Source organism: Micromonospora sp. NPDC050686 (genome assembly GCF_040654475.1).
Classification (GTDB): domain Bacteria; phylum Actinomycetota; class Actinomycetes; order Mycobacteriales; family Micromonosporaceae; genus Micromonospora.
The window spans coordinates 219258-239083 of sequence record NZ_JBFAID010000004.1; the positions used below are offsets into that span (position 1 = coordinate 219258).

Here is a 19826-nt window from a genome sequence, read left to right on the forward strand (position 1 = left end):
GGTGGCCGGGACTGGTCTGAAGCAGAAGGTGGCGCGGCTGCGCCAGGCGTACGCCCCGAACGAGCAGCGCCCGCTGGAGGGCTACCTGAAGGCGATGGGCACCTACGCCACGGTGACCGCGTCGCTGGTGGGTCTGGTCCGGGCGACCGGGCGGCCGGTGCCGGAGCGGCCCACCACGCAGGACGTGGTGCTGCTCGCCGTCGCCACGCACAAGCTCAGCCGGCTGCTCTCCAAGGACGCGATCACCAGCCCGCTGCGCGCCCCGTTCACCCGCTACGACCACCCGATCGGCAGCGGTGAGGTGATGGAGCAGGTCCGGGACCAGGGCAGCCCCACCCGGCACGCCCTCGGTGAGCTGGTGAGCTGCCCGTTCTGCCTGGCGGTCTGGGTGGCCACCGGGCTGACCGGGGGGCTGGTGCTCGCCCCGCGGCTGACCCGGCTGGTGGCCACCGCGCTGACCGCGGTGGCGGCCTCGGACTTCCTCCAGATGGGCTACGCGGTCGCCCAGCAGGCCGCGGAGGGCGGGCACGACGAAAAGAAGTGACCGGGTACGCGAAGAGGGGGCCCCGCCGGCCCCCTCTCTTCGCGCCCTCCCCGTCAGGTGGGGGTGGTGCCGTGGTTCTCGCCGGCCCACCCGCGCGGCGCCTCCGGCTCCCGCTCCTCCCGGTCCTCCCCGGTGATGATGTCGTCGGCGACCGCGGTCTCGTCGTGCTCGTCGGCGAAGTCCGGCTCGGGCAGGGTGTCCATGCCCTCCGGCGGCTGGCCGAGCGCCGTCAGGCGCTCGTGCCCCTCGTCGCGATCGGTCATCGGTGGTCCTCTCCGTCGTACCGGGTGGGTCGGGCCGGGGCCCGTCATGCTCGTCGACGCGGCGACCGGGCTCAGCCCACCGTCCCGCCGAGCAGGTCGGCCGCCTCGTCCACCGCGTACTCGCCCTGGGGGAGCGCGGCGATCCGGGTGAGCAGGGCGGCCGGCAGCTCGGCGGCGACGGCCCGGCGGTAGATGTCCACCTGACTGATCCGCTCCTGGCCGTGGTAGATGTCGTCGAGCAGTTCGTCGAGCGGCCGGGTGTCCGGCTGCTCCGTCACGGGCGCGTCGTCGGTCACGCCGCCCACCTACCCGGGCCCGAATCGGTCAAACCTCCCGGGCCACCCCACGGCGGGCCGGGGCGGGAAGGGTGGCGCGGCGGGCCCGGACCGCCTCGGCCAGGTGGTCCAGCACCTGTGCGGTGGTGTCCCAGCCGAGGCAGGCGTCTGTGATCGAGCGGCCGTACTCCAGCTCGCGGGTGGGGTCGAGCTCCTGCCGGCCGGGCTGGAGGAAGCTCTCCAGCATGATCCCGGTGATCCCCCGCTGGCCGGCGGCGAGCTGGGCGGCGACGTCCGCGGCGACCAGCGGCTGCCGGCGGTGGTCCTTGCCGCTGTTGGCGTGGCTGGCGTCCACCACCACCCGCTCCGGCAGGCCGGCCGCGCGCAGCAGCGCCAGCGCGCCGGCCACCGAGTCGGCGTCGTAGTTCGGCCCGTCGTTGCCGCCGCGCAGCACCAGGTGGCCGTCGGCGTTGCCCCGGGTGTGCATGATCGCCGGCGTGCCGGAGACGTCGATGCCGGGGAAGACGTGCGGTACGCCGGCCGCCCGGATGGCGTCCACGGCGGTGGCGATGCTGCCGTCCGGGCGGTTCTTCATGCCGATCGGCATGGACAGCCCGGAGGCGAGCTGACGGTGCACCTGGCTCTCCACCGTCCGCGCGCCGATGGCGCCCCAGGCGACCGTGTCGGCGATGTACTGCGGGGTGATCGGGTCGAGGAACTCGCAGCCCACCGGGAGCCCCAGCCGCAGCACGTCGAGCAGGAGCGTACGGGCCACCCGCAGGCCGGTGTTGACGTCGCCCGAGCCGTCCAGCCGGGGGTCGTTGATCAGGCCCTTCCAGCCCACCGTCGAGCGCGGCTTCTCGAAGTAGACCCGCATCACCACCAGCAGGTCGTCGGCGAGGCGGTCGGCGACCTCGCGGAGCCGGTGGGCGTACTCCAGGGCGGCGGCCGGGTCGTGCACCGAGCACGGGCCGACCACCACCAGCAGGCGGTCGTCGGCGCGGTCCAGCACCCGGCCGACCGCGCGGCGCCCGGCCAGCACGGCCGAGGCGAGCGGGGCGTCCAGGGGCAGGTCGTGGTGGAGCAGGGCCGGGGTGGTCAACGGCACGACGCGGTCGATGCGCTGGTCGATGACCGAGTCCGTCTCCGGGGTCGTCACGGTGGGCTTCCTTCCGCCGACCGCGCCCCGGGGCCGGTGCCCGGGTCGAGCCGGCTGCTCGTACGCAGAAGGGCAGGAGCTGAAGCTCCTGCCCGGCCGGCTCGAAACGCGGTGACGTCAGCTCATGGTGAGGTCACCGGCTTCGCAGCCGGCTGCCTAAACCATCGATACGAGCGCGTCACGCGGACCAGCGTACCCGACCGGCCGGCCGGCGCTCACCGCCTTCGTCGGGCTACCGGATCCTGGGAAACCCGCCGTGGGGCGGCGACGCCCCCGAGCCCCCGGAGTGCCGGCCGGACGGACGGGGTAAGAGGCCCGGCATGACGGACGAGCAGAACGACCAGGACCGGGTGGAGTCCCGCGCGCACCTGCTGCCCGAGGAGGCGGCCGTCGGCAGCGACGACCCGGAGGCGCAGGCCGACGCGATCCTCACCGAGTCGGACATCCGGGAGTCCAACCGTAACGCCGCCCCCGACACGGTCCTGGAGCACCGCACCTCGGATCAGACGGTGCCCCCGATCGAACCGCCGGACTGAGCCGGCGGGTCCGCCGGGCCGGCCCGGCGGACCCGCCGTACCCGGGACGCGGGTGCGGACGCCGCAGCGGCGCGTCCCCTCCCCGGCCGGGAGATCGGATAGCGTCGGGGCATGCCCGACAGCGGTTACCCATGGCCCATCGAGACCACCCGACTGGACAACGGCCTGCGCGTGGTGGTCAGCGAGGACCGCACCGCCCCGGCGGTCGCGGTCAACCTCTGGTACGACGTGGGCTCCCGGCACGAACCGCGGGGGCAGACCGGCTTCGCCCACCTCTTCGAGCACCTGATGTTCGAGGGGTCGGTGAACGTGGCGAAGACCGAGCACATGAAGCTGATCCAGGGCAACGGCGGCACGCTCAACGCCACCACCAACCCGGACCGCACCAACTACTTCGAGACGGTCCCCGCCGAGCACCTGGAGCTGGCGCTCTGGCTGGAGGCGGACCGGATGGGCGGGCTGGTCCCCGCGCTGACCCAGGAGACGCTGGACAACCAGCGGGACGTGGTCAAGAACGAGCGGCGGCAGCGCTACGAGAACGTCCCGTACGGCGACGCCTGGCTGCGCCTGCTGCCGCTGCTCTACCCGCCCGGGCACCCGTACCATCACGCGACCATCGGCTCGATGGCCGACCTGAACGCCGCTGACCTGGCCACCTTCCAGGCGTTCCACGCGACCTACTACGCGCCGAACAACGCGGTGCTGACGGTCACCGGGGACGCCGACGCGGCCGAGGTGGCCAAGCTGGCCGAGCGGTACTTCGGGGCCATCCCGCGGCGCGACGACATCCCCGCCGCCCCGGACGGCCGGGCCGTACCGGCCACCGGCCGGCCCGCCGCCGAGCAGGTCACCGCCGACGTGCCCGCGCCCCGGGTGTACGTGGCCCACCGCACCCACCCGTACGGCAGCCCCGGCTACGACGTGGTCACCGTGCTGGCCACCATCCTCGGCAACGGCCGGGGCAGCCGGCTCTACCAGCGGCTCGCCGACGGCGAGCGGATCGCCCAGCCGGACAGCGTCGGGGCGTACGGGGTGGACCTGGCGCACGCCCCGGCGCCGCTGATCGCCACCGCCACCGCCCGCCCCGGCGTGAGCGGGCAACGGCTGGCCGCGGGGCTGGCCGAGGTGGTCGACGAGCTGGCCACCGTGCCGGTCACCGCCGGCGAGCTGGACCGGGCCAAAGCCATGCTGAGCACCCAGTGGTGGCGACAGATGGCCACCGTGGAGGGTCGCGCCGACGCCCTCGGCCGGTACGCCACCCAGTTCGGCGACCCGGCCAAGGTGGGCGAGCGGCTGCCGGCCTGGCTCGCGGTGACCGCCGAGCAGGTCGCCGAGGCGGCCGCCGAGGTGCTGCGCGCCGACGACCGGGCGACCCTGACCTACCTGCCGGAGGAGACCTCATGACGCTGATCGCCGTCTGCCCCGGCCCGGGCGCCGCCCGCCCGTACCGGTTCCCGTCGGTGGTCCGCCGTCAGGTGGCCGGCGGGCAGGTCGTGGCCGCCCACCTGCCCGGGCAGAACCTCGCCGTCGCGCTGCTGCTGCTCGACGCCGGCGCCGGCCGGGAGCCGGTCGGCAAGGAGGGCCTCGGCGGGGTGCTGGCCAAGGCGCTGGAGGAGGGCACCGCCCAGCGGGACGCCACCGCGTACGCGCTGGCCGTGGAGGGGCTCGGCACCGAGCTGGTGACGGCGCTGGACTGGGACAGCTTCCAGGTCAGCGTCCAGGTGCCGGTGGACCGGCTGACCGCCGCCGTCGAGCTGCTCGCCGAGGCGGTCCGGACGCCCCGGCTCGACCCCGACGACGTCCGGCGGGTCCGCGACGACGAGGCGACCGCGCTGCGGATGGACTGGGCGAACCCGGGCCCGCGGGCGGACGCAGCGCTGCGTGCGGACCTGTACGGCGCCCAGAACCGCTGGGGCCGCCCGATGTACGGCGACCCGGACTCGGTGGCCGGCCTGGACGTGGAGGACGTCACCGTCTTCCACTCCGAGTGGTTCATCCGGCCGGGCACCCTGATCGTCGCCGGCGACCTGGACCGGATCGACCTGGACGCGCTGGGGGCGGCGGCGTTCGCCGGCACCGGTGGCGGCCCGGTCGAGCGCGGCGGCCCGATCGAGGTGTCGACCCGCCCCGGCCGGCGGATCATCCTGGTGGACCGGCCCGGCTCGGTGCAGTCCACGCTGCGGCTGGGGCACCCGTCCCCGCACCGGGCCCACCCGGACCACATGCCGATGATGCTCGCCGCCACCGTGCTCGGCGGCGCGTTCACCTCCCGCCTCAACCACCTGCTGCGGGAGGTGCGCGGCTACACGTACGGCGTGCACGCCGACTTCGCCGCGTCCCGCCGGTTCGGCCGGTTCGTGGTCGCGTCCGGCGTGCAGACCGCGGTGACCGCACCGGCGGTGGTCGAGGCGGTCGGCGAGATCAACCGTACCCAGTCGGGCGGGGTGACCGAGGACGAGGTGGCGGTGGCCCGCGCCTGGCGGGCCGGCCAGCTCTCGGTGGAGCTGCAGAGCCCGCGGGCCATCGCGGCGGCGCTGACCACGCTGGTCGTGCACGACCTGCCGGACGACTACCACGCCCGGCTGCGCGAGTCGCTGCTCACCGCGGACGCCGAACTGGTCTCGACGGCCGCCGCGGCGCACCTGCACCCGGACGCGCTGACCCTGGTCATCGAGGGTGACGCGGCCGTCATCCGGGACGAACTGGCCGCCGCCGGGCTGGGCGAGTTGGTGGACCACCCGGGCTGACTGGCCGCGCATCCGCCCGCCCGGCCGGCCGCCGGCCGGGCGGGCCGGGCGTCCGCGCGGTGGGAAAGCGTTCCCGGCCGGCCCAGCGGGCTGGGTAGCCTCGCGGGCATGAGGATTGGCATTGTGGGGGCCACCGGCCAGGTCGGTGGCGTCATGCGGCAGGTGCTGGCGGAGCGGGACTTCCCGGCGGAGCAGGTGCGGTTGTTCGCCTCGGCCCGGTCGGCCGGGCGGACCCTGCCCTGGCGGGACGGCGAGGTGACCGTCGAGGACGCGGCCACCGCCGACTACTCCGGGCTGGACATCGTGCTCTTCTCGGCCGGTAAGGGCACGTCCCGGGAGTTGGCCCCCCGGGTCGCCGCGGCCGGCGCGGTGGTGATCGACAACTCCTCCGCGTACCGGATGGATCCGCAGGTGCCGCTGGTGGTCGCCGAGGTCAACCCGCACGCCGCCGCCGAGCGGCCGAAGGGCATCATCGCCAACCCGAACTGCACCACCATGGCGGCGATGCCGGTGCTGCGCCCGCTGCACGCCGAGGCCGGCCTGGTCAGCCTGGTGGTCGCCACCTATCAGGCGGTCTCCGGCGCCGGGCTGGCCGGCGTCGCCGAGCTGGACGAGCAGGTCCGCAAGGTCGCCGAGGACGCCGCGGCGCTCACCCACGACGGCACGGCGGTGCCGTTCCCGGCGCCGCGCTCCTTCGCCCGGCCGATCGCCTTCAACGTGCTGCCGCTGGCCGGCTCGATCGTCGACGACGGCTCCTTCGAGACCGACGAGGAGCAGAAGCTCCGCAACGAGAGCCGCAAGATCCTGGAGCTGCCCGAGCTGAAGGTCTCCGGCACCTGCGTACGGGTGCCCGTCTTCACCGGCCACTCGTTGCAGATCAACGCCCGGTTCGCCCGGCCGATCACCCCGCAGCGGGCCCGCGAGCTGCTCGACGGCGCGCCCGGGGTGGCCCTCTCCGACGTGCCCACCCCGCTGGAGGCGGCCGGCCAGGACCCGACGTACGTGGGCCGGATCCGCGCCGACGAGACCGTCGAGCACGGCCTGGCGCTGTTCTGCTCGAACGACAACCTGCGCAAGGGCGCGGCGCTGAACGCGGTCCAGATCGCCGAGCTGGTGGCGGCCGAACTGCGCTGAGCCGGCGCGGCCGGCCGTCGCCGGTCGCGGTGGGTGGCGGGCGGGCCGGTGTCCGTGCCGCCGCAGGTGGGGCTCGCGAGCGTGATACCTCAGAGGCATATTGATGACTCTGAGGTATCACGCTCGTTCGGCTTTCCCGGGCCCGCCTCGGCGCGCCAGCGCGGCCGACACGCCGATGCCCGCCGTTCGGGGTGCCGCGGCGGTGGCGATCGGATGGAATGAGAGCCCGACCCGGTCGACAGCGGAGGACGCCATGGCGGACGAGCAGACCCAGCAGGCCCTGACCGAGCTCATCGCCGGGAGGTGGCTCGGGGTGCTGGCCACCATCAAACGGGACGGGCGGCCCCAGCTCTCCAACGTGGTCTACTCGTTCGACCGCGACCGGAGCCTGATCCGGGTCTCGGTCACCGACGGGCGGGCCAAGACCGCCAACCTGCGCCGGGATCCCCGGGCCAGCTTCCAGGTCAGCAGCGACGACGGCTGGGCGTACGCGGTGGCCGAGGCACGGGCCGAACTGACCCCGGTGGCCGAGCGGCCGGACGACCCGACGGTGGCGGAACTGGTCGGGCTCTACCGGTCGGTGCAGGGCGAACACCCCGACTGGGACGACTTCCGGGCGGCCATGGTGGCCGAGCGGCGGCTGGTGCTGCGCCTGCACGTCGAGCGGATCTACGGCATGCCACCGCGCGGCTGACCCGCCGGTCAGCCGGGGTCGACCGCACCCCCTATGTCGCCGCGGGCCGACGGGACGTGCGCCCGGCGGGTATACGCCGGGCCGCGCCGGGGCGAGCGCGCCGTCCGGCGGCGGAAGCCGGCACAAGGAGCTGCTGCAACCGGACGTACCCGCCCGGTTCTTCGCCGTGGAGCGGCTGCGGGCCGTGCTCGGCGTCGTCGCGTACGCCGTCGCGGGCCTGGTCGGTTGGCTGGTCAGCGTGCCGGTCGCGCTGGTGGTCCTGCTGTTGCTGCCGCTGTTCTACGGCCTGTCCAGCAACGGCGTCCACGACCTGCGGCGGCGATTCCGCGCTCGCCGCTGACCCCGCGTTACCCCCGCCCGGCCGGCGGGTAGACGGGCGGTGCCGACACCGAGAGGGGAGCACCATGACAACGGTCGGAGAGTTCATGACGACCCGGTTGGTGACGATGGACGGCAACGACACGCTGACCGCGGCGGCCCAGGAGATGCGCGACAGCGCCATCGGGGACGTCGTGGTGACCGACGGCGACAACGTGGTGGGGATCGTCACGGACCGGGACATCACGGTCCGGGGCGTCGCGGAGGGCTTCGACCCGGCCGCCACCCGGCTCAACCAGATCACCAGCAAGAACGTGGTCACGGTCAGCCAGTACGACGACGCGGTGGCCGCCGCGGACCTGATGCGCACCTACGCCGTACGCCGGTTGCCGGTGATGGACGACGGGCGGCTGATCGGGCTGGTGTCGATGGGTGACCTCGCGGTCGAGCGGGAGCCGCAGTCGGTGCTCGCTGACATCAGCGCCGACGAGCCCAACAACTGACGTCCGCCGCGGACGACGCCGGCCCCCGCGCGGGGGCCGGCGTCGTCGCCTGCCCGCCGTCGGCGCCCGGCCGCGCGGCGCCTCACCCGAACCGGGCGAGGTTGACGCCGTACCCGGCGGGGACCCGAACCGGGACCGGACGGAGCCGGACCGGCGGTGAGGAGGGGACCCCGATGCTGGACGCGACAACCAGGTTCTTCGAGGACCTAGACCGCCGGAGGTACGAGCCCTTGCTGGCGAAGACCTCCGGAACCCTGCGTTTCGACCTCCATCAGGGGGCGCAGACGACGCACTGGCTGCTGGAGATCGACCGGGGCAAGCTCCGGGTCGACCAGGAGGACCGGGAGGCCGACACGGTCGTGGGCGCCGACCCGCGGCTCTTCGACGCCCTGGTCTCCGGTGGGGAGAACCCGATCGCGGCCCTGCTGAGAGGGGACATGACCGTCTCCGGCGACCTGCGCCTCGTGCTGCAGGTCGAACGGCTCTTTCCCGGTCCGCCGGACTCCCGGGGTCCGCGCCGCGTGTTCGCGAGGGAGATGTGCTGATGGGGGACACCAACACGGTCCGGATCCTGGACGGCAACACCTTCGTGGTCTCCGAGGACACCGGCGACATCGACGCGACCCCGAGCGAGCCGACCGGGCTCTTCTCCATCGACACCCGGTTCCTGTCCCGCTGGGTGCTGACCGTCAACGGGGAGCGGCTCAACGCCCTCTCCTACGACGACCTCCAGTACTACGAGGCGCGTTTCTTCCTGGTGCCCGGCATGGCCACGCACTACGTGGACGCGAAGCTGTCGGTGATCCGGGAACGGGCGGTGGGCGGCAGCTTCCGGGAGACGTTGACCATCTTGAACCACGACGAGAAGGCGGTCGACCTGGAGATCCGGATGGAGGCCGGCGCCGACTTCGCCGACCTGTTCCAGGTCAAGGACGAGATCCTGAACAAGAAGGGCGAGATCTACGCCGAGCCGGAGGCCGACCGGCTGCGGCTGGGCTACCGGCGGGGGAACTTCCAGCGGGAGACGGTGATCTCCTCGTCCGAGCCGGCCCGGTTCGACCGCGGCGGTTTCTCGTACACCCTCCACCTGGAGCCGAACGAGCAGTGGGATTGCATCATCGACGTGCAGACCTTCGCGATCGGACCGGGCGGCCGGGACCTGCGGATGGGGTTGCGCGCGCACGGCACCGAGCGGCTCGCGCTCCAGCAGGACCTGGAGGAGTGGATCGCCCGGGCGCCGAAGGTGAACAGCGAGCACGGCCAGGTCTCGGCCACCTACCAGCGCAGCCTGGTGGACCTGGCCGCGTTGCGCTTCTCGCCGCTGTCGCTCGGCGGCCAGACGCTACCCGCGGCGGGTCTGCCCTGGTTCATGACCATGTTCGGCCGGGACAGCATCCTCACCTGCCTGCAGGTGCTCCCGTTCGCGCCGGAGCTGTCCAAGACCACACTGCGGATCCTCGGCGCCCTCCAGGGCACCCGGTTCGACGACTTCCGGGACGAGGACCCCGGCCGGATCCTGCACGAGATGCGCTACGGCGAGACGTCGGCCTTCGAGGAGCAGCCGCACTCGCCGTACTACGGATCGGTGGACGCCACCCCGCTGTTCGTGGTGCTGCTCGACGAGTACGAGCGGTGGAGCGGCGACGTCGCGCTGGTCAAGGAGCTGGAGCGGGAGTGCCGGGCCGCGCTGAAGTGGGTGGACGAGTACGCGGACCTGGTCGGCAACGGCTACATCTGGTACGAGCGGCGCAACACCGACACCGGCCTGGAGAACCAGTGCTGGAAGGACTCCTGGGACTCCATCTCGTACCGCGACGGCACGCTGCCCCCGTTTCCCCGGGCCACCTGTGAGGTGCAGGGGTACGCGTACGACGCGAAGGTGCGGGCCGCCCGGATGGCCCGCGAGTTCTGGGGCGACCCGGCGTACGCCGACAAGTTGGAGCGGGAGGCGGCCGAGCTGAAGGAGCGGTTCAACCGGGACTGGTGGGTCGCCGACGGCGGCTACTACGCCCTGGCGCTGGACCCGAAGGGCCGCCAGGTGGACACGCTCAGCTCGAACATCGGACACCTGCTGTGGAGCGGCATAGTCGACGAGGCGCGCGCCGAACAGGTCGCGCGGCACCTCGTCGGGCCGCGGCTCTTCTCCGGCTGGGGTGTGCGTACCCTCGCCGAGGGGGAGGTCCGGTACAACCCGATCGGCTACCACAACGGCACGATCTGGCCGTTCGACAACTCCTTCATCGCCTGGGGGCTGCGCCGGTACGGCTTCGCCGAGGAGGCCGCCACCATCGCCAACGGCATCCTGGACGCGGCGACGTACTTCCACGGGCGGCTGCCGGAGGCGTTCGGCGGCTACCACCGGGAGCTGACGAAGTTTCCGGTGGAGTACCCGACGGCGTGCTCCCCGCAGGCCTGGTCCACCGGCACGCCGCTGCTGCTGATCCGGACCATGCTCGGCCTGGAGCCGCACGAGGGGCACCTCGCGGTGGACCCGCGGCTGCCGGTGGGCATGGGGCGGATCGAGGTGCTGGACATCCCGGGCCGCTGGGGCCGGGTGGACGCGTTCGCCCGCGGCCGCCTCGATTTGCACAACCTCGCCGGCTGAGGTGCATGGCGGGCCCCCGCTTAACGCATTTTGTATAGGCGGGGGCCCCGCCAATCACCCGTGCCGGGGGTGGAGGCAGAACTGGTTGCCCTCCGGGTCGGCCAGCACGGTCCAGTCGGGCAGCTCGCGGACCACGGTCGCGCCCGCCTCCAGCACGGCCGCCCGTTCCTCGGCGTCGCCCACCAGGTCCAGGTGCATCCGGCCGGGTGCCGGCAGGGCGTCGGCCCGGCTGATCCAGATGTCGGGCCGCTGCCCGTGCGGGTCGCGCAGCAGCACCGACTCGGCCGGCCCGAGCGACCGGTCGGCGAGCCGGCCCTGGTCCTGCTCGACCACCGGCAGCCCGGTGACCACGCTCCAGAACGGCGCGATCAGGTACGGATCGCGACAGAGGATGACGACGGCGGCGAGATCGGGCATGAGCTGACGGTAACCGGCGCCTGGTGCGCGGAAGCCTGGTTCGCCGGACGGTCAGCCGACCGGCAGGACGGTGTCGAGGAAGGCGGCGGTGACCGCCAGCAGATCCGGGCGGCTCAGCGCCGGCGCGTGCCCGCCATGGGTGATCCAGGTGTGTACGGGGTGGCCGGCGGCGAGCAGCGCCTCGGTGAGCGTCAGCGTCTGGCTCACCGGCACCGAGCGGTCGTCGCGGCCGTGCACCAGCAGCAGCGGCGTGCCGCCGCCAAGGTGGGTGGTGACGGTGGAGTCGACGGTGGCCGGATCACCCGGGACCGGCGGGTGGCCGAGCAGGCCGGCCCACGGGTCGTCGGCCGCGCGTAGCCGCCGCCAGTCGTCGGCCAACGGATCCACCGCCCCCCAGTACGCCAGCCCGGCGGTCACGTCGCCTGGGCGGTCGACGCCGCGCAGCGCCAGGTGCAGGGCGAGCGTCGCGCCCGCCGAGTCGCCACCGACCAGCAGCGGCAGTCCGCCGCCGGCCCGCCGTGCGGACCGCGCCGCAGCGCGTACGTCGTCGAGCTGGGCCGGCCAGTGCGCCTCGTCGACGAACCGGTAGCGGGCCGCGACCAGCCGCAGGCCCAGCGGGGCGAGTGCCGCGCCGTCCTCGTGGTCGCGGGCCCGCCATCCGCCGCCGTGGATCCATAGCAACGTCGCGCGTTCGGCCATCCGCCCATGCTCCCCGCCCGGCCGGTCCGCCGCCCTCCCGCTCTGCCCCGGGCAGAACGCCGCGCCGCCGACCCGCAGGCGTTAAGAAGGGGCCCCTCCTCTACCGAATGCGTTGACCGGGGCCCCTCCTTGCATCCGTGGCGGGCCTACGGTGGCGTAACCTACGCGGGGTAAAGTTGGCGGATGCCGGAACTCGTGTATCCGCCCGTGATCGCCGCCGCCAAGACGATGTTCCGGGTCCTCGACCTGCGCCTGACGGTGGAGGGCAGCCACCACGTGCCCCGCACCGGCGGCGCCGTGCTGGCCAGCAACCACGTCAGCTACCTCGACTTCATCTTCAGCGGCTACGGCGCGCACGAGTCCCGCCGGCTGGTCCGCTTCATGGCGAAGGAGTCCGTCTTCCGGCACAAGGTCTCCGGCCCGCTGATGCGGGGCATGAAGCACATCCCGGTGAACCGCGCCGCCGGCGCCGGCTCGTACGCCAGCGCGGTGAGCGCCCTGCGCCGCGGCGAGGTGGTCGGCGTCTTCCCCGAGGCCACGATCAGCCGGTCGTTCACCGTCAAGCAGCTCAAGAACGGGGCCGCCCGGATGTCCCAGGAGGCCGGTGTGCCGCTGCTGCCGGTGGCGCTCTGGGGCACCCAGCGACTCTGGACCAAGGGCCGGCCGAAGGACCTGACCCGCCGGCACACCCCGATCACCATCATCATCGGCGAGCCGATGGATCCGGCCGCCCATCCGGACGCCAACACCCTGACCGCCGAGCTGCGGACCCGCCTGGACGCCCTGGTCGACCGGGCGCAGCGGGAGTACCCGGACCGGCCCGCCGGCCCGGCGGACACCTGGTGGCTGCCGGCGCACCTGGGCGGGAGCGCGCCGACCCCGGCGGAGGCCGTCGAGCTGGACCGGGGCGGCCGCCGCACCGCCACCTCCTGATCGCAGCGGTCCGCTCCTGATCCAGCGGGACGGCGCCTTCGGGACGGTGCCGGGGCTGCTCCTGCGGTCCGCGGACGACCCGGGCCGGGACGCGAGCCAGCCGAACCCGGGGGTGGCCAGATCGTTCCGCACCCGGGCAGGATGGTGCCTGCCGGTCGGACCGTCCGCCGGCCAGGATCGAGTCCATGAGCAGAGCCGCACTCGTCGTCATCGACGTCCAGGAGTCCTTCCGGCAGCGCCCGATCTGGGCGTACGCCTCGCAGCCCGACGTCGTCGGGCAGGTGAACCGGCTGGTCGACGCCGCCCGCCGGCGCGGTGACCTGGTGATCTGGGTGCTGCACGCCGAGCCCGGCAGCGGCGGCGTGTTCGACCCGGCCAGCGGTCACGTCCGGCTGATCGACGGCCTCGCGCCGGCACCGGGCGAGCCGACCCTGGTGAAGACCGCGCACAACGCCTTCACCACCACCAACCTCCAGCAACTGCTCACCCTGGCCGGGGTGCGCGAGCTGACCGTCTGCGGCATCCGCACCGAGCAGTGCGTGGAGACCACCGCCCGGCTCGGCCACGACCTCGGCTACGAGCTGACGTTCGTGACCGACGCGACGGCCACCTTCCCGATCCCGCACCGGGACCTGCCGGCGGACGCCACCGTCGAGGAGATCCTCGCCGACCCGCGCACCCTGTCCACCGCCGAGATCGTCGCCCGGACCGAGTACGCGCTGGCCGGGCGGTTCGCCACGATCCGTACCGTCGCCGAGGTCGTGCGGCACCTCCAGCATGCCGCGCCCCGACCTGGCGCCGCCGCGGACGCCGTCCCGGCCGGGGTCTGACCGGTGGCCCGGGTCGTCTTCCTGCTGGTCCCGCAGCTGCACCTGCTGGACCTGGCCGGGCCGGCCCAGGTCTTCTCCACCGCCGTCGATATCGGGTACGACTACCGGTTGCACTACGTCGCCGAGGCCACCGAGGTGCCCACGGTGCAGGGGGTGTCCCTGCGGGCCGGCACCGAGTGGCCCGAGCTGGACCGCGACGACCTGGTGGTCGTACCCGGGTGGCGGCCGGCGGCGCACGGTCCGGCGGGGCCGCTCGCCCCGGCCGACCTGCGGCGGCTGGCCGACCACCACGCGGCCGGCGGCACGGTCGCCAGCATCTGCGCGGGTGCCCTCGCGCTCGGCCGGGCCGGCCTGCTCGACGGCCGGCGGTGCACCACCCACCACGAGGTGCAGGACGACCTCGCGCGGCGGTTCCGGGCGGCCCGGGTGGTGCGCGACGTGCTCTACGTGGTGGACGACCGGGTGGTCACCTCCGCCGGCATCGCCAGCGGGATCGACGTGGCGCTGCACCTGGTGGCCACCCGGCACGGGCCGGCAGCGGCCGCCCGGATCGCCCGCTCGCTGGTGGTGTACGCCCGGCGCAACGGCGACGAGCGGCAGGCCAGCGCCATGCTCCGGCACCGGTCGCACCTGTCCGACGCGGTGCACCGGGCGCAGGACCTGATCGACGCGCGCTACGCCGAGCCGCTGCCGCTGGCCGACCTGGCCGCCGCCTGCGGTGTCGCCGAGCGGACCCTGACCCGGCTGTTCCGCGTGTTCACCGGGCTGACGCCGTTGGGCTACCAGCAACTGCTGCGGGTGGAACGGGCCGAGCACCTGATCGGGCACGGGGCGACCGTGGAGGCCGCCGCCCGGACCGTCGGCTTCACCGACGCCCGGATGCTGCGCCGGCTGCGCGCCCGCGCCCGCCCCGCCCCGGCCGCCTGAGCCGCGCCCGGCCGCCCGGCCGCTTGCGCCGCGCCCGGCCGGACCGGCCCCGCCGATGGCCCCATGTGCGGCATCCGCGCCGGGCCGATCGCGCTGCGCCCCGCCGGTGAGCGTCGCGAGATCGTGGAGCCGCAGCCCGGCTGCGCAGCGGATCAGCAGGCGGAGCCGGGGTGCTTCCGGGGGCCGTGGCCGGTCGGTGCCCGCAGCGGCCAGACCGGATCCGGCTCGGCCCGCGGGCGGTAGTAGTCGTCCCGGGAGAGAAACTCGACCGGCAGCGAGCCCGGCAGGGTGACCCGGCGGGCGCAGGGCGCGGCGGTGACCCGCGCCGACAGGGCGTCCCGCTCCGGCGGGGAGAGGTCCATCAGCTCCGGGTGCGCCAGGCGGTAGCCGGCGACCGCCCGGCGCACCTGCCGGCCCAGCTCGGCGACCGGCGCGGCCGGCCCGCCGACGGCGAGGGCCGGCTGGCGGATGGTGCGCAGCGCGTCGCAGACCACCAGCAGCTCGGCGTCGTCGTCCCCCGCCGGATCGGTGCTCTCCGCACCCGTGTGCAGCAGGTCCAACCGGGACGGCCACTGCCAGCGGATCTCGCCGCTGGCCAGGCGCGACAGCCGGCCCAGGCGGCGGTGTCGGGGGCCGGCCCAGCCGTCCCGCCCGGCGACCAGGACCAACTCGGCGCCGGTGCAGACGTACGCCATCCGGCGGTCGGTGATGGTCACCGTCGCCGGATAGGGCAGGGCCCATTGGCGGGCGGTCTCGGTCGGGCCGAGCAGGTAGCCGGCGACCCGTAACCGGTACTGGCCGAGCACGTGCTCACCGGCCTCGGGGACCAGCGCGTACCGGCGGTCGAGCAGCGGCGCACTGTCGTTCCCGGCCGCGTCGAAGCGGTGCGGCCCGATGAAGAAGGGCGACGAGTCCTCGTGCATCCTCACGACCTCCCGGAACAGATTGCCTGCGTGGTCGAGTGTGACCGAGGCGCATACCGGGTGTCATGACCGCCGTTAGGGGGTCGGCCGGTCGGCGTCCGCATGTGACCGGTAGATACCGATGTCCTCCGGACGGACCAGGCCGTCCTCGATCGCCCGGGCCAGCAGGGCGGCCTTCGTCTTGGCCGGCCTGCCCGCCCGGGTGTACTTGATCCGGGCCCGGTCGACGTACTGCTTCACGGTGTGCTCGCTGATCCGCATCCGGCGGGCCACCGACGCCTTCGACATCGACTGGAACCACAGCAGCAGCGCCTCGCGCTCCTTGTCGGACAGCGCCGGCCGGTCCGGCCGAGGATCGCCGACCATCGCCCCAGCCAGCGCCGGCGGCACGTACGGGCGGTCGCTGGCCGCGGCGAGCACCGTCGCCACGCAGTGCTCGCGGCCCTCGTGCTTGGCCAGGAAGGCCACCGCGCCGGCGTCCAGGGCGGCCAGCATCGTGGCCGGGTCGGTGTGCTCCGAGTAGACCACGACCCGATGCCCGGCGGCGCACAGCTCGGCCAGCTTGTCGAGCACCATCCGCCCGTGCAGCCGCAGGTCGAGCAGGACCACGTCGACCTCCGGGGCGGCGCGCAGCACCTCGTCCGGGTCGTCCCCAGTGGCCAGTACGCGCAGTCGCGGCTCGGTCGCCAGCCAGGCCCGTACGCCGTCGACGACCACCGGGTGATCGTCGACGATCGACACGCCCACCGGCGGTTCGCCGGTCACGCTCTGCGCCAGCGCGTCTGCGTCCATCTGATCACCCCGTCCCGCTCGTGCGCGTGTTCCACCCCGTCGTCGTCGGTCCCGACCGGTGGATCCGTAACCGCCGGCCCGTCCCGGTCGGGGGTGACCAGTCCGACGGTCACCTCGTCCGGGCCGGCGACCACGGTCAGCCGGGCCCAGTCGCGCGCCCCGGCCAGCTCCGCCGCGAGGGGTTCGGCGAGTTGGCGCCGCAGCCGTACCGGCAGGGGCGGCGGCACCCCGACACTCACCAGGTCGATCGGCACCCCGGCCCGCTCGGCCAGGTCGGCGGCGGCGCGCAGCTCGTGCAGCAGCGGGTCGGGCACGTCGTCCGACTCGGCGATCAGCCGGCGCAGCCGGGCGGCGGCCAGCGCGCACCGCCGCTGCACCGCCGGATCGCCCGGGTCGGCCCGGCCGGCGGCGAGGTCGCCGAGCACCGTGCCCGCGGCGACGTCGACCAGCGCCAACCGCGCCTGCCGGGCCTGCTGGGCGCGTTCCGCGGCGGCCCGTTCGGCGGCGACGGCGCCGACCGCGGCGGCGGTGCGCGCCCGGTCCCGGGCCAGCCCGGTGATCGCGGCGCTGCCCACGAAGACGGCCACCGGCAGGGAGGTGGTGCCGTAGACGTACATCACGAAGCGGGCCAGGTCGGCGGGCTCGGTGACGCCCCGGACGGCCAGTGTGGCCAGGGCGATCGCCGAGTGCGCGGCGAGCAGGACGAGCAGCCGGGAGGCCGGCCGCCCCCAGACCGTCAGCAGCAGGAACCAGGCCAGCCCGCTCCACACCCAGTTCGCCGCGGCGAACAGGTGCCGGTCGCCGACCGCGACGAAGACCGTCGCGTCGACCGCGAGCAGCAGCCCGGCCAGCGGGGCCGCCGGCAGCGGGGCGCCGCGCAGCAGCCGGTACCCGGCCAGCGCCCCGGCCACCGCGACGACCAGCCACGCGCCGCCGACCAGCGGCGCCGCCGGCAGGGTCGGCCAGGCGGTGAGCACCCCCGGCAGGCCGACGGCGAGGTGCCAGGCCAGCGCGATGGCGACCGCGGCGACCCGGGCGCCCCGGTCGGAGGCGCGGGCCACGGCCCCCGGGTCGCCGGCCCCGGCGTCGGTCGGCTCCGGGTCGGGAAACGGCCGGGGGTACGCCGGCGGCGTCGGAGGCCACCTCGGTTCGCCACTGCGGGGCTCGCCACCCCGGCTCACTCCTCGCGCTCCCCCCGCGCCGGCCGGTCGCACGGGTCCGTCGGCCGGGCCGGCCCGCCCCGGCCGGACGGCCCCGTCGGGGGCGTGCGGTGCCGGCGGGTCGGGGGGAACGGGGGCGGTGCCGAGTTCAGTGGACATCGGACCACTCCAGCCGGATCCGGGTGCCCGCCCCGGGCGCCGACCCGATCGTGGCCCGGCCGCCGATCGCGGCCATCCGGCCGCGTACCGACTCGCGCAGGCCGTACCGGTGGGCCGGGACGGCGGACGGGTCGAAGCCCGGACCGTCGTCGGAAAGCTCGACCACGACGGTGCCGCCCACCCGGGCCAGCCGGAGGGTGACCGACGCGCCGGGTGCGTGCCGGGTCACGTTGGACAGTGCCGCCGCCACACCCGCCGCCAGCGCCTCCGCGACCGGGCCGGGCACCGGGCACGGCGGCAGGTCGGCGTGGACCGTCAGCTCCGGGTGGCCCGCCAGCACCGCGCGGAGCCGTTCGTCCAGCCGGGCCGGGCCGTCGCCGGGGGCGGACCGGGCCTCGGCCAGCGCGGCCAGGGTACGCAGGTCGGTGGCGCACCGGGAGCGCAGCGTCGCCGACCCCGGGGGGACCGCGCCGAGCCCCACCATGGTGAGCGTGGCGAGCACGGTGTCGTGCAGGTCCCGGTTGTGCCGGCGCTCGGCCTCCCGCGCCGTCCGGGCCACCAACGCCTCCCGGGACATCCGCTGGTAGTCGGCGAACGCCCGGTCGGCGCGGCCGATCCGGCGGCGCATCACCCCGGTCATCATCGCCGCGCACCCGGTCTGGGCGAGCAGGGTGACGGCGTGCGCCCGCCCCTCGGCCGGGTTCCCGGCGGCGTACGCCCCGGCGGTGTAGGCGGCGGTGACCAGCACGCTGGCCGGGACCGACCAGCGGGCGGGCGCGGTGGCCTGCGTGTTGATCACCGTTGCGCTGGCCAGCACCGCGATCCAGCTGCCCTCGCCGGGCAGCACCTCCGGCGCCACCAGCCACGGAATCAGCAGGCCGGCGGCGGTGCTGAGGGCCACGTCCCCGGCGACCAGGGCGGGGCCGATGCCGTGCCGCAGCGCGCGGACGGCGTAGAGCACCGACCAGGCGGTCAGCAGGGCCACCGCGGGCAGCAGCAGCGACACCCGCACCGGCGGGGTGCGCACGGTGAGGGCCACCACCGCACCGACCAGGCCGCAGGTCAGCCGGAGCAGCGCGGGCAACGTGGTGAAGACCAGCCCGAACGCGGAGCCGGCCGGCCGGTCGTGCCCGGTCGGCGGCGTGGTCGTAACGGCAACGGCCGACATCCGGTGAGGCGGTCCTTCCGGCAACGACCCGTTCGGGTCCGCGCGCGACGCAGATCGACATTGGAGAATAACACGACACAACGGACCGGTCACCCACGGTACGCGCGCCGTCGCGCAAGGAAGAGGCCCCGATGCGGTTGACTGCGGGGATGAGCGACGACCACCGGCGACCGCGGGTCGCCTTCCTCGGCCTGGGGCGGATGGGCACCCCGATGGCCCGGCACGTGCTGACCGCCGGACACGACCTGACCGTCTGGAACCGCAGCCCCGGCAAGACCGAGCCGCTCGCCGCGGCCGGCGCGTCGGTCGCCGGCAGCCCGGCCGAGGCGGCCGCCGGTCGGGACGTGGTGGTGCTGATGCTCGCCGACCCGGACGCCGTCGAGCAGGTGCTGTTCGGCCCGGACGGCGTCGCGGCGGGCGCGGCGCCAAACACCCTGGTGGTGGACGGCAGCACGATCGGGCCGGACGCCTCCCGGCGGATGGCCGAGCGGCTGCGCGAGCCTCGCCTCCGGTACGTCGACGCGCCCGTCTACGGCTCGGTCGGTCCGGCCACCGAGGGCACCCTCGGGGTGCTGGCCGGCGGCGCCGAGGCCGACGTGGCGGCGGCCCGACCGCTGCTGGAACTCTGGGGTGACCCGAAGCAGGTGCGGCACGTCGGCCCGACCGGCGCGGGCAGCGCGGCGAAGCTCGTCCGCAACCTCACCCTCGGGCTGGCGCTGGCCGGCATCGGTGACGCGCTGCGGCTGGCGGCCACCCTCGAACTGCCCGGCGACGTGGTGGACGAGCTGATCGCCGCCGGGCCGCTCGGCGCGGCCTTCCCCGGCGTACGTCAGATTTTGGCGGCCGGGCCACCGGAGACCGCGAGCTTCACCGTGGACATGCTCACCAAGGACCTGCGGTTGTGTCTGGCCGCCGAGCCACGGCTGCCGCTGGTGGACGCCGCCCGCGCGGTCGGGGAGGCCGTCCACGCCGACGGTCACGGCCCGGACGACACCCGCGCGCTGCCCCTGCTGATGCGCGACGCCCAGCGGTAAGCAACG

At 74.8% G+C, this 19826-nt stretch carries 23 protein-coding genes; 14 read left to right on the top strand and 9 right to left on the bottom strand.

Features of this window, described 5'->3' with window-relative positions; translation table 11 throughout:
• Position 1: 1 nt before the first annotated feature.
• Complete coding sequence (locus AB0H57_RS06225) at positions 2–544, top strand: DUF1360 domain-containing protein (RefSeq protein ID WP_357503224.1); 543 nt, start codon at positions 2–4, stop codon at positions 542–544.
• Between the two features lie 53 nt (positions 545–597).
• Here AB0H57_RS06225 and AB0H57_RS06230 read toward each other — a convergent pair whose 3' ends face one another.
• From AB0H57_RS06230 to AB0H57_RS06240, 3 genes are all read right to left on the bottom strand, one after another.
• Positions 598–807: a hypothetical protein gene (locus AB0H57_RS06230; protein WP_357503226.1), complete on the bottom strand. Its 210-nt coding sequence runs from the start codon at positions 805–807 to the stop codon at positions 598–600.
• 71 nt (positions 808–878) lie between these two features.
• Positions 879–1103: a hypothetical protein gene (locus AB0H57_RS06235; protein WP_357503228.1), complete on the bottom strand. Its 225-nt coding sequence runs from the start codon at positions 1101–1103 to the stop codon at positions 879–881.
• A gap of 28 nt (positions 1104–1131) precedes the next feature.
• Positions 1132–2241, bottom strand: coding sequence for a 3-deoxy-7-phosphoheptulonate synthase (locus AB0H57_RS06240; protein ID WP_357503230.1), 1110 nt, complete (start codon positions 2239–2241; stop codon positions 1132–1134).
• A 320-nt stretch (positions 2242–2561) separates the two neighbouring features.
• Here AB0H57_RS06240 and AB0H57_RS06245 point away from each other — a divergent pair, with 320 nt between their 5' ends.
• The 9 genes from AB0H57_RS06245 to AB0H57_RS06285 all read left to right on the top strand — a co-directional run bounded on the left by AB0H57_RS06245 (position 2562) and on the right by AB0H57_RS06285 (position 10778).
• Positions 2562–2777 carry a hypothetical protein gene (locus AB0H57_RS06245; protein WP_357503232.1) on the top strand — a complete coding sequence of 72 codons (216 nt, stop codon included), beginning with the start codon at positions 2562–2564 and terminating at the stop codon, positions 2775–2777.
• 111 nt (positions 2778–2888) lie between these two features.
• Entirely contained in the window at positions 2889–4181 is a 1293-nt protein-coding gene (locus AB0H57_RS06250; RefSeq protein WP_357503234.1) for a pitrilysin family protein, read from the top strand.
• Positions 4178–5524, top strand: a complete 1347-nt coding sequence (locus AB0H57_RS06255) for a pitrilysin family protein (RefSeq protein WP_357503236.1) — start codon at positions 4178–4180, stop codon at positions 5522–5524. The genes AB0H57_RS06250 and AB0H57_RS06255 overlap by 4 nt, the downstream gene beginning before the upstream one ends.
• A gap of 108 nt (positions 5525–5632) precedes the next feature.
• Positions 5633–6658, top strand: coding sequence for an aspartate-semialdehyde dehydrogenase (locus tag AB0H57_RS06260; RefSeq protein WP_357503238.1), 1026 nt, complete (start codon positions 5633–5635; stop codon positions 6656–6658).
• Positions 6659–6911: 253 nt separating this feature from the next.
• Positions 6912–7352 carry a PPOX class F420-dependent oxidoreductase gene (locus AB0H57_RS06265; protein ID WP_357503241.1) on the top strand — a complete coding sequence of 147 codons (441 nt, stop codon included), beginning with the start codon at positions 6912–6914 and terminating at the stop codon, positions 7350–7352.
• Positions 7353–7518: 166 nt separating this feature from the next.
• The gene (locus AB0H57_RS06270) at positions 7519–7692 is read left to right on the top strand and encodes a hypothetical protein (protein WP_357503243.1); all 174 of its coding nucleotides are present in this window, start codon (positions 7519–7521) and stop codon (positions 7690–7692) included.
• A 64-nt stretch (positions 7693–7756) separates the two neighbouring features.
• Positions 7757–8173, top strand: a complete 417-nt coding sequence (locus AB0H57_RS06275; RefSeq protein WP_357503245.1) for a CBS domain-containing protein — start codon at positions 7757–7759, stop codon at positions 8171–8173.
• 173 nt (positions 8174–8346) lie between these two features.
• Positions 8347–8718 carry an SCP2 sterol-binding domain-containing protein gene (locus AB0H57_RS06280; RefSeq protein ID WP_357503247.1) on the top strand — a complete coding sequence of 124 codons (372 nt, stop codon included), beginning with the start codon at positions 8347–8349 and terminating at the stop codon, positions 8716–8718.
• A complete protein-coding gene (locus tag AB0H57_RS06285) occupies positions 8718–10778 on the top strand; it encodes a glycogen debranching N-terminal domain-containing protein (RefSeq protein WP_357503249.1) in 2061 nt (686 codons plus the stop codon). Before AB0H57_RS06280 ends, AB0H57_RS06285 begins: the two co-directional genes overlap by 1 nt.
• 54 nt (positions 10779–10832) lie before the next feature.
• Here AB0H57_RS06285 and AB0H57_RS06290 read toward each other — a convergent pair whose 3' ends face one another.
• Positions 10833–11195 (bottom strand): VOC family protein, encoded by a 363-nt coding sequence (locus tag AB0H57_RS06290; protein ID WP_357503251.1) that lies wholly within the window; start codon positions 11193–11195, stop codon positions 10833–10835.
• Positions 11196–11246: 51 nt separating this feature from the next.
• Complete coding sequence (locus tag AB0H57_RS06295; protein ID WP_357503253.1) at positions 11247–11894, bottom strand: alpha/beta hydrolase fold domain-containing protein; 648 nt, start codon at positions 11892–11894, stop codon at positions 11247–11249.
• Positions 11895–12077: 183 nt separating this feature from the next.
• Between AB0H57_RS06295 and AB0H57_RS06300 the strand changes: the two genes are divergently transcribed.
• From AB0H57_RS06300 to AB0H57_RS06310, 3 genes are all read left to right on the top strand, one after another.
• A complete protein-coding gene (locus AB0H57_RS06300; protein ID WP_357503255.1) occupies positions 12078–12827 on the top strand; it encodes a lysophospholipid acyltransferase family protein in 750 nt (249 codons plus the stop codon).
• Between the two features lie 185 nt (positions 12828–13012).
• Positions 13013–13657 carry an isochorismatase family protein gene (locus AB0H57_RS06305; protein ID WP_357503257.1) on the top strand — a complete coding sequence of 215 codons (645 nt, stop codon included), beginning with the start codon at positions 13013–13015 and terminating at the stop codon, positions 13655–13657.
• Positions 13658–13660: 3 nt separating this feature from the next.
• Entirely contained in the window at positions 13661–14584 is a 924-nt protein-coding gene (locus tag AB0H57_RS06310; protein ID WP_357503259.1) for a DJ-1/PfpI family protein, read from the top strand.
• A gap of 152 nt (positions 14585–14736) precedes the next feature.
• On the opposite strand, the gene AB0H57_RS06315 is transcribed toward AB0H57_RS06310, so the two are convergent.
• The 4 genes from AB0H57_RS06315 to AB0H57_RS06330 form a co-directional block, all read right to left on the bottom strand.
• Entirely contained in the window at positions 14737–15507 is a 771-nt protein-coding gene (locus AB0H57_RS06315) for a hypothetical protein (RefSeq protein WP_357503261.1), read from the bottom strand.
• Between the two features lie 75 nt (positions 15508–15582).
• Complete coding sequence (locus AB0H57_RS06320) at positions 15583–16299, bottom strand: response regulator transcription factor (protein ID WP_357503263.1); 717 nt, start codon at positions 16297–16299, stop codon at positions 15583–15585.
• Positions 16269–17618, bottom strand: coding sequence for a hypothetical protein (locus AB0H57_RS06325; RefSeq protein ID WP_357503264.1), 1350 nt, complete (start codon positions 17616–17618; stop codon positions 16269–16271). Before AB0H57_RS06325 ends, AB0H57_RS06320 begins: the two co-directional genes overlap by 31 nt.
• Positions 17608–18786: an ATP-binding protein gene (locus tag AB0H57_RS06330; RefSeq protein WP_357503266.1), complete on the bottom strand. Its 1179-nt coding sequence runs from the start codon at positions 18784–18786 to the stop codon at positions 17608–17610. Before AB0H57_RS06330 ends, AB0H57_RS06325 begins: the two co-directional genes overlap by 11 nt.
• A gap of 149 nt (positions 18787–18935) precedes the next feature.
• On the opposite strand from AB0H57_RS06330, the gene AB0H57_RS06335 reads away from it, so the two are divergent.
• On the top strand, positions 18936–19820 hold the full coding sequence (locus AB0H57_RS06335; RefSeq protein ID WP_357503268.1) for an NAD(P)-dependent oxidoreductase: 885 nt from the start codon (positions 18936–18938) through the stop codon (positions 19818–19820).
• Positions 19821–19826: the final 6 nt, after the last annotated feature.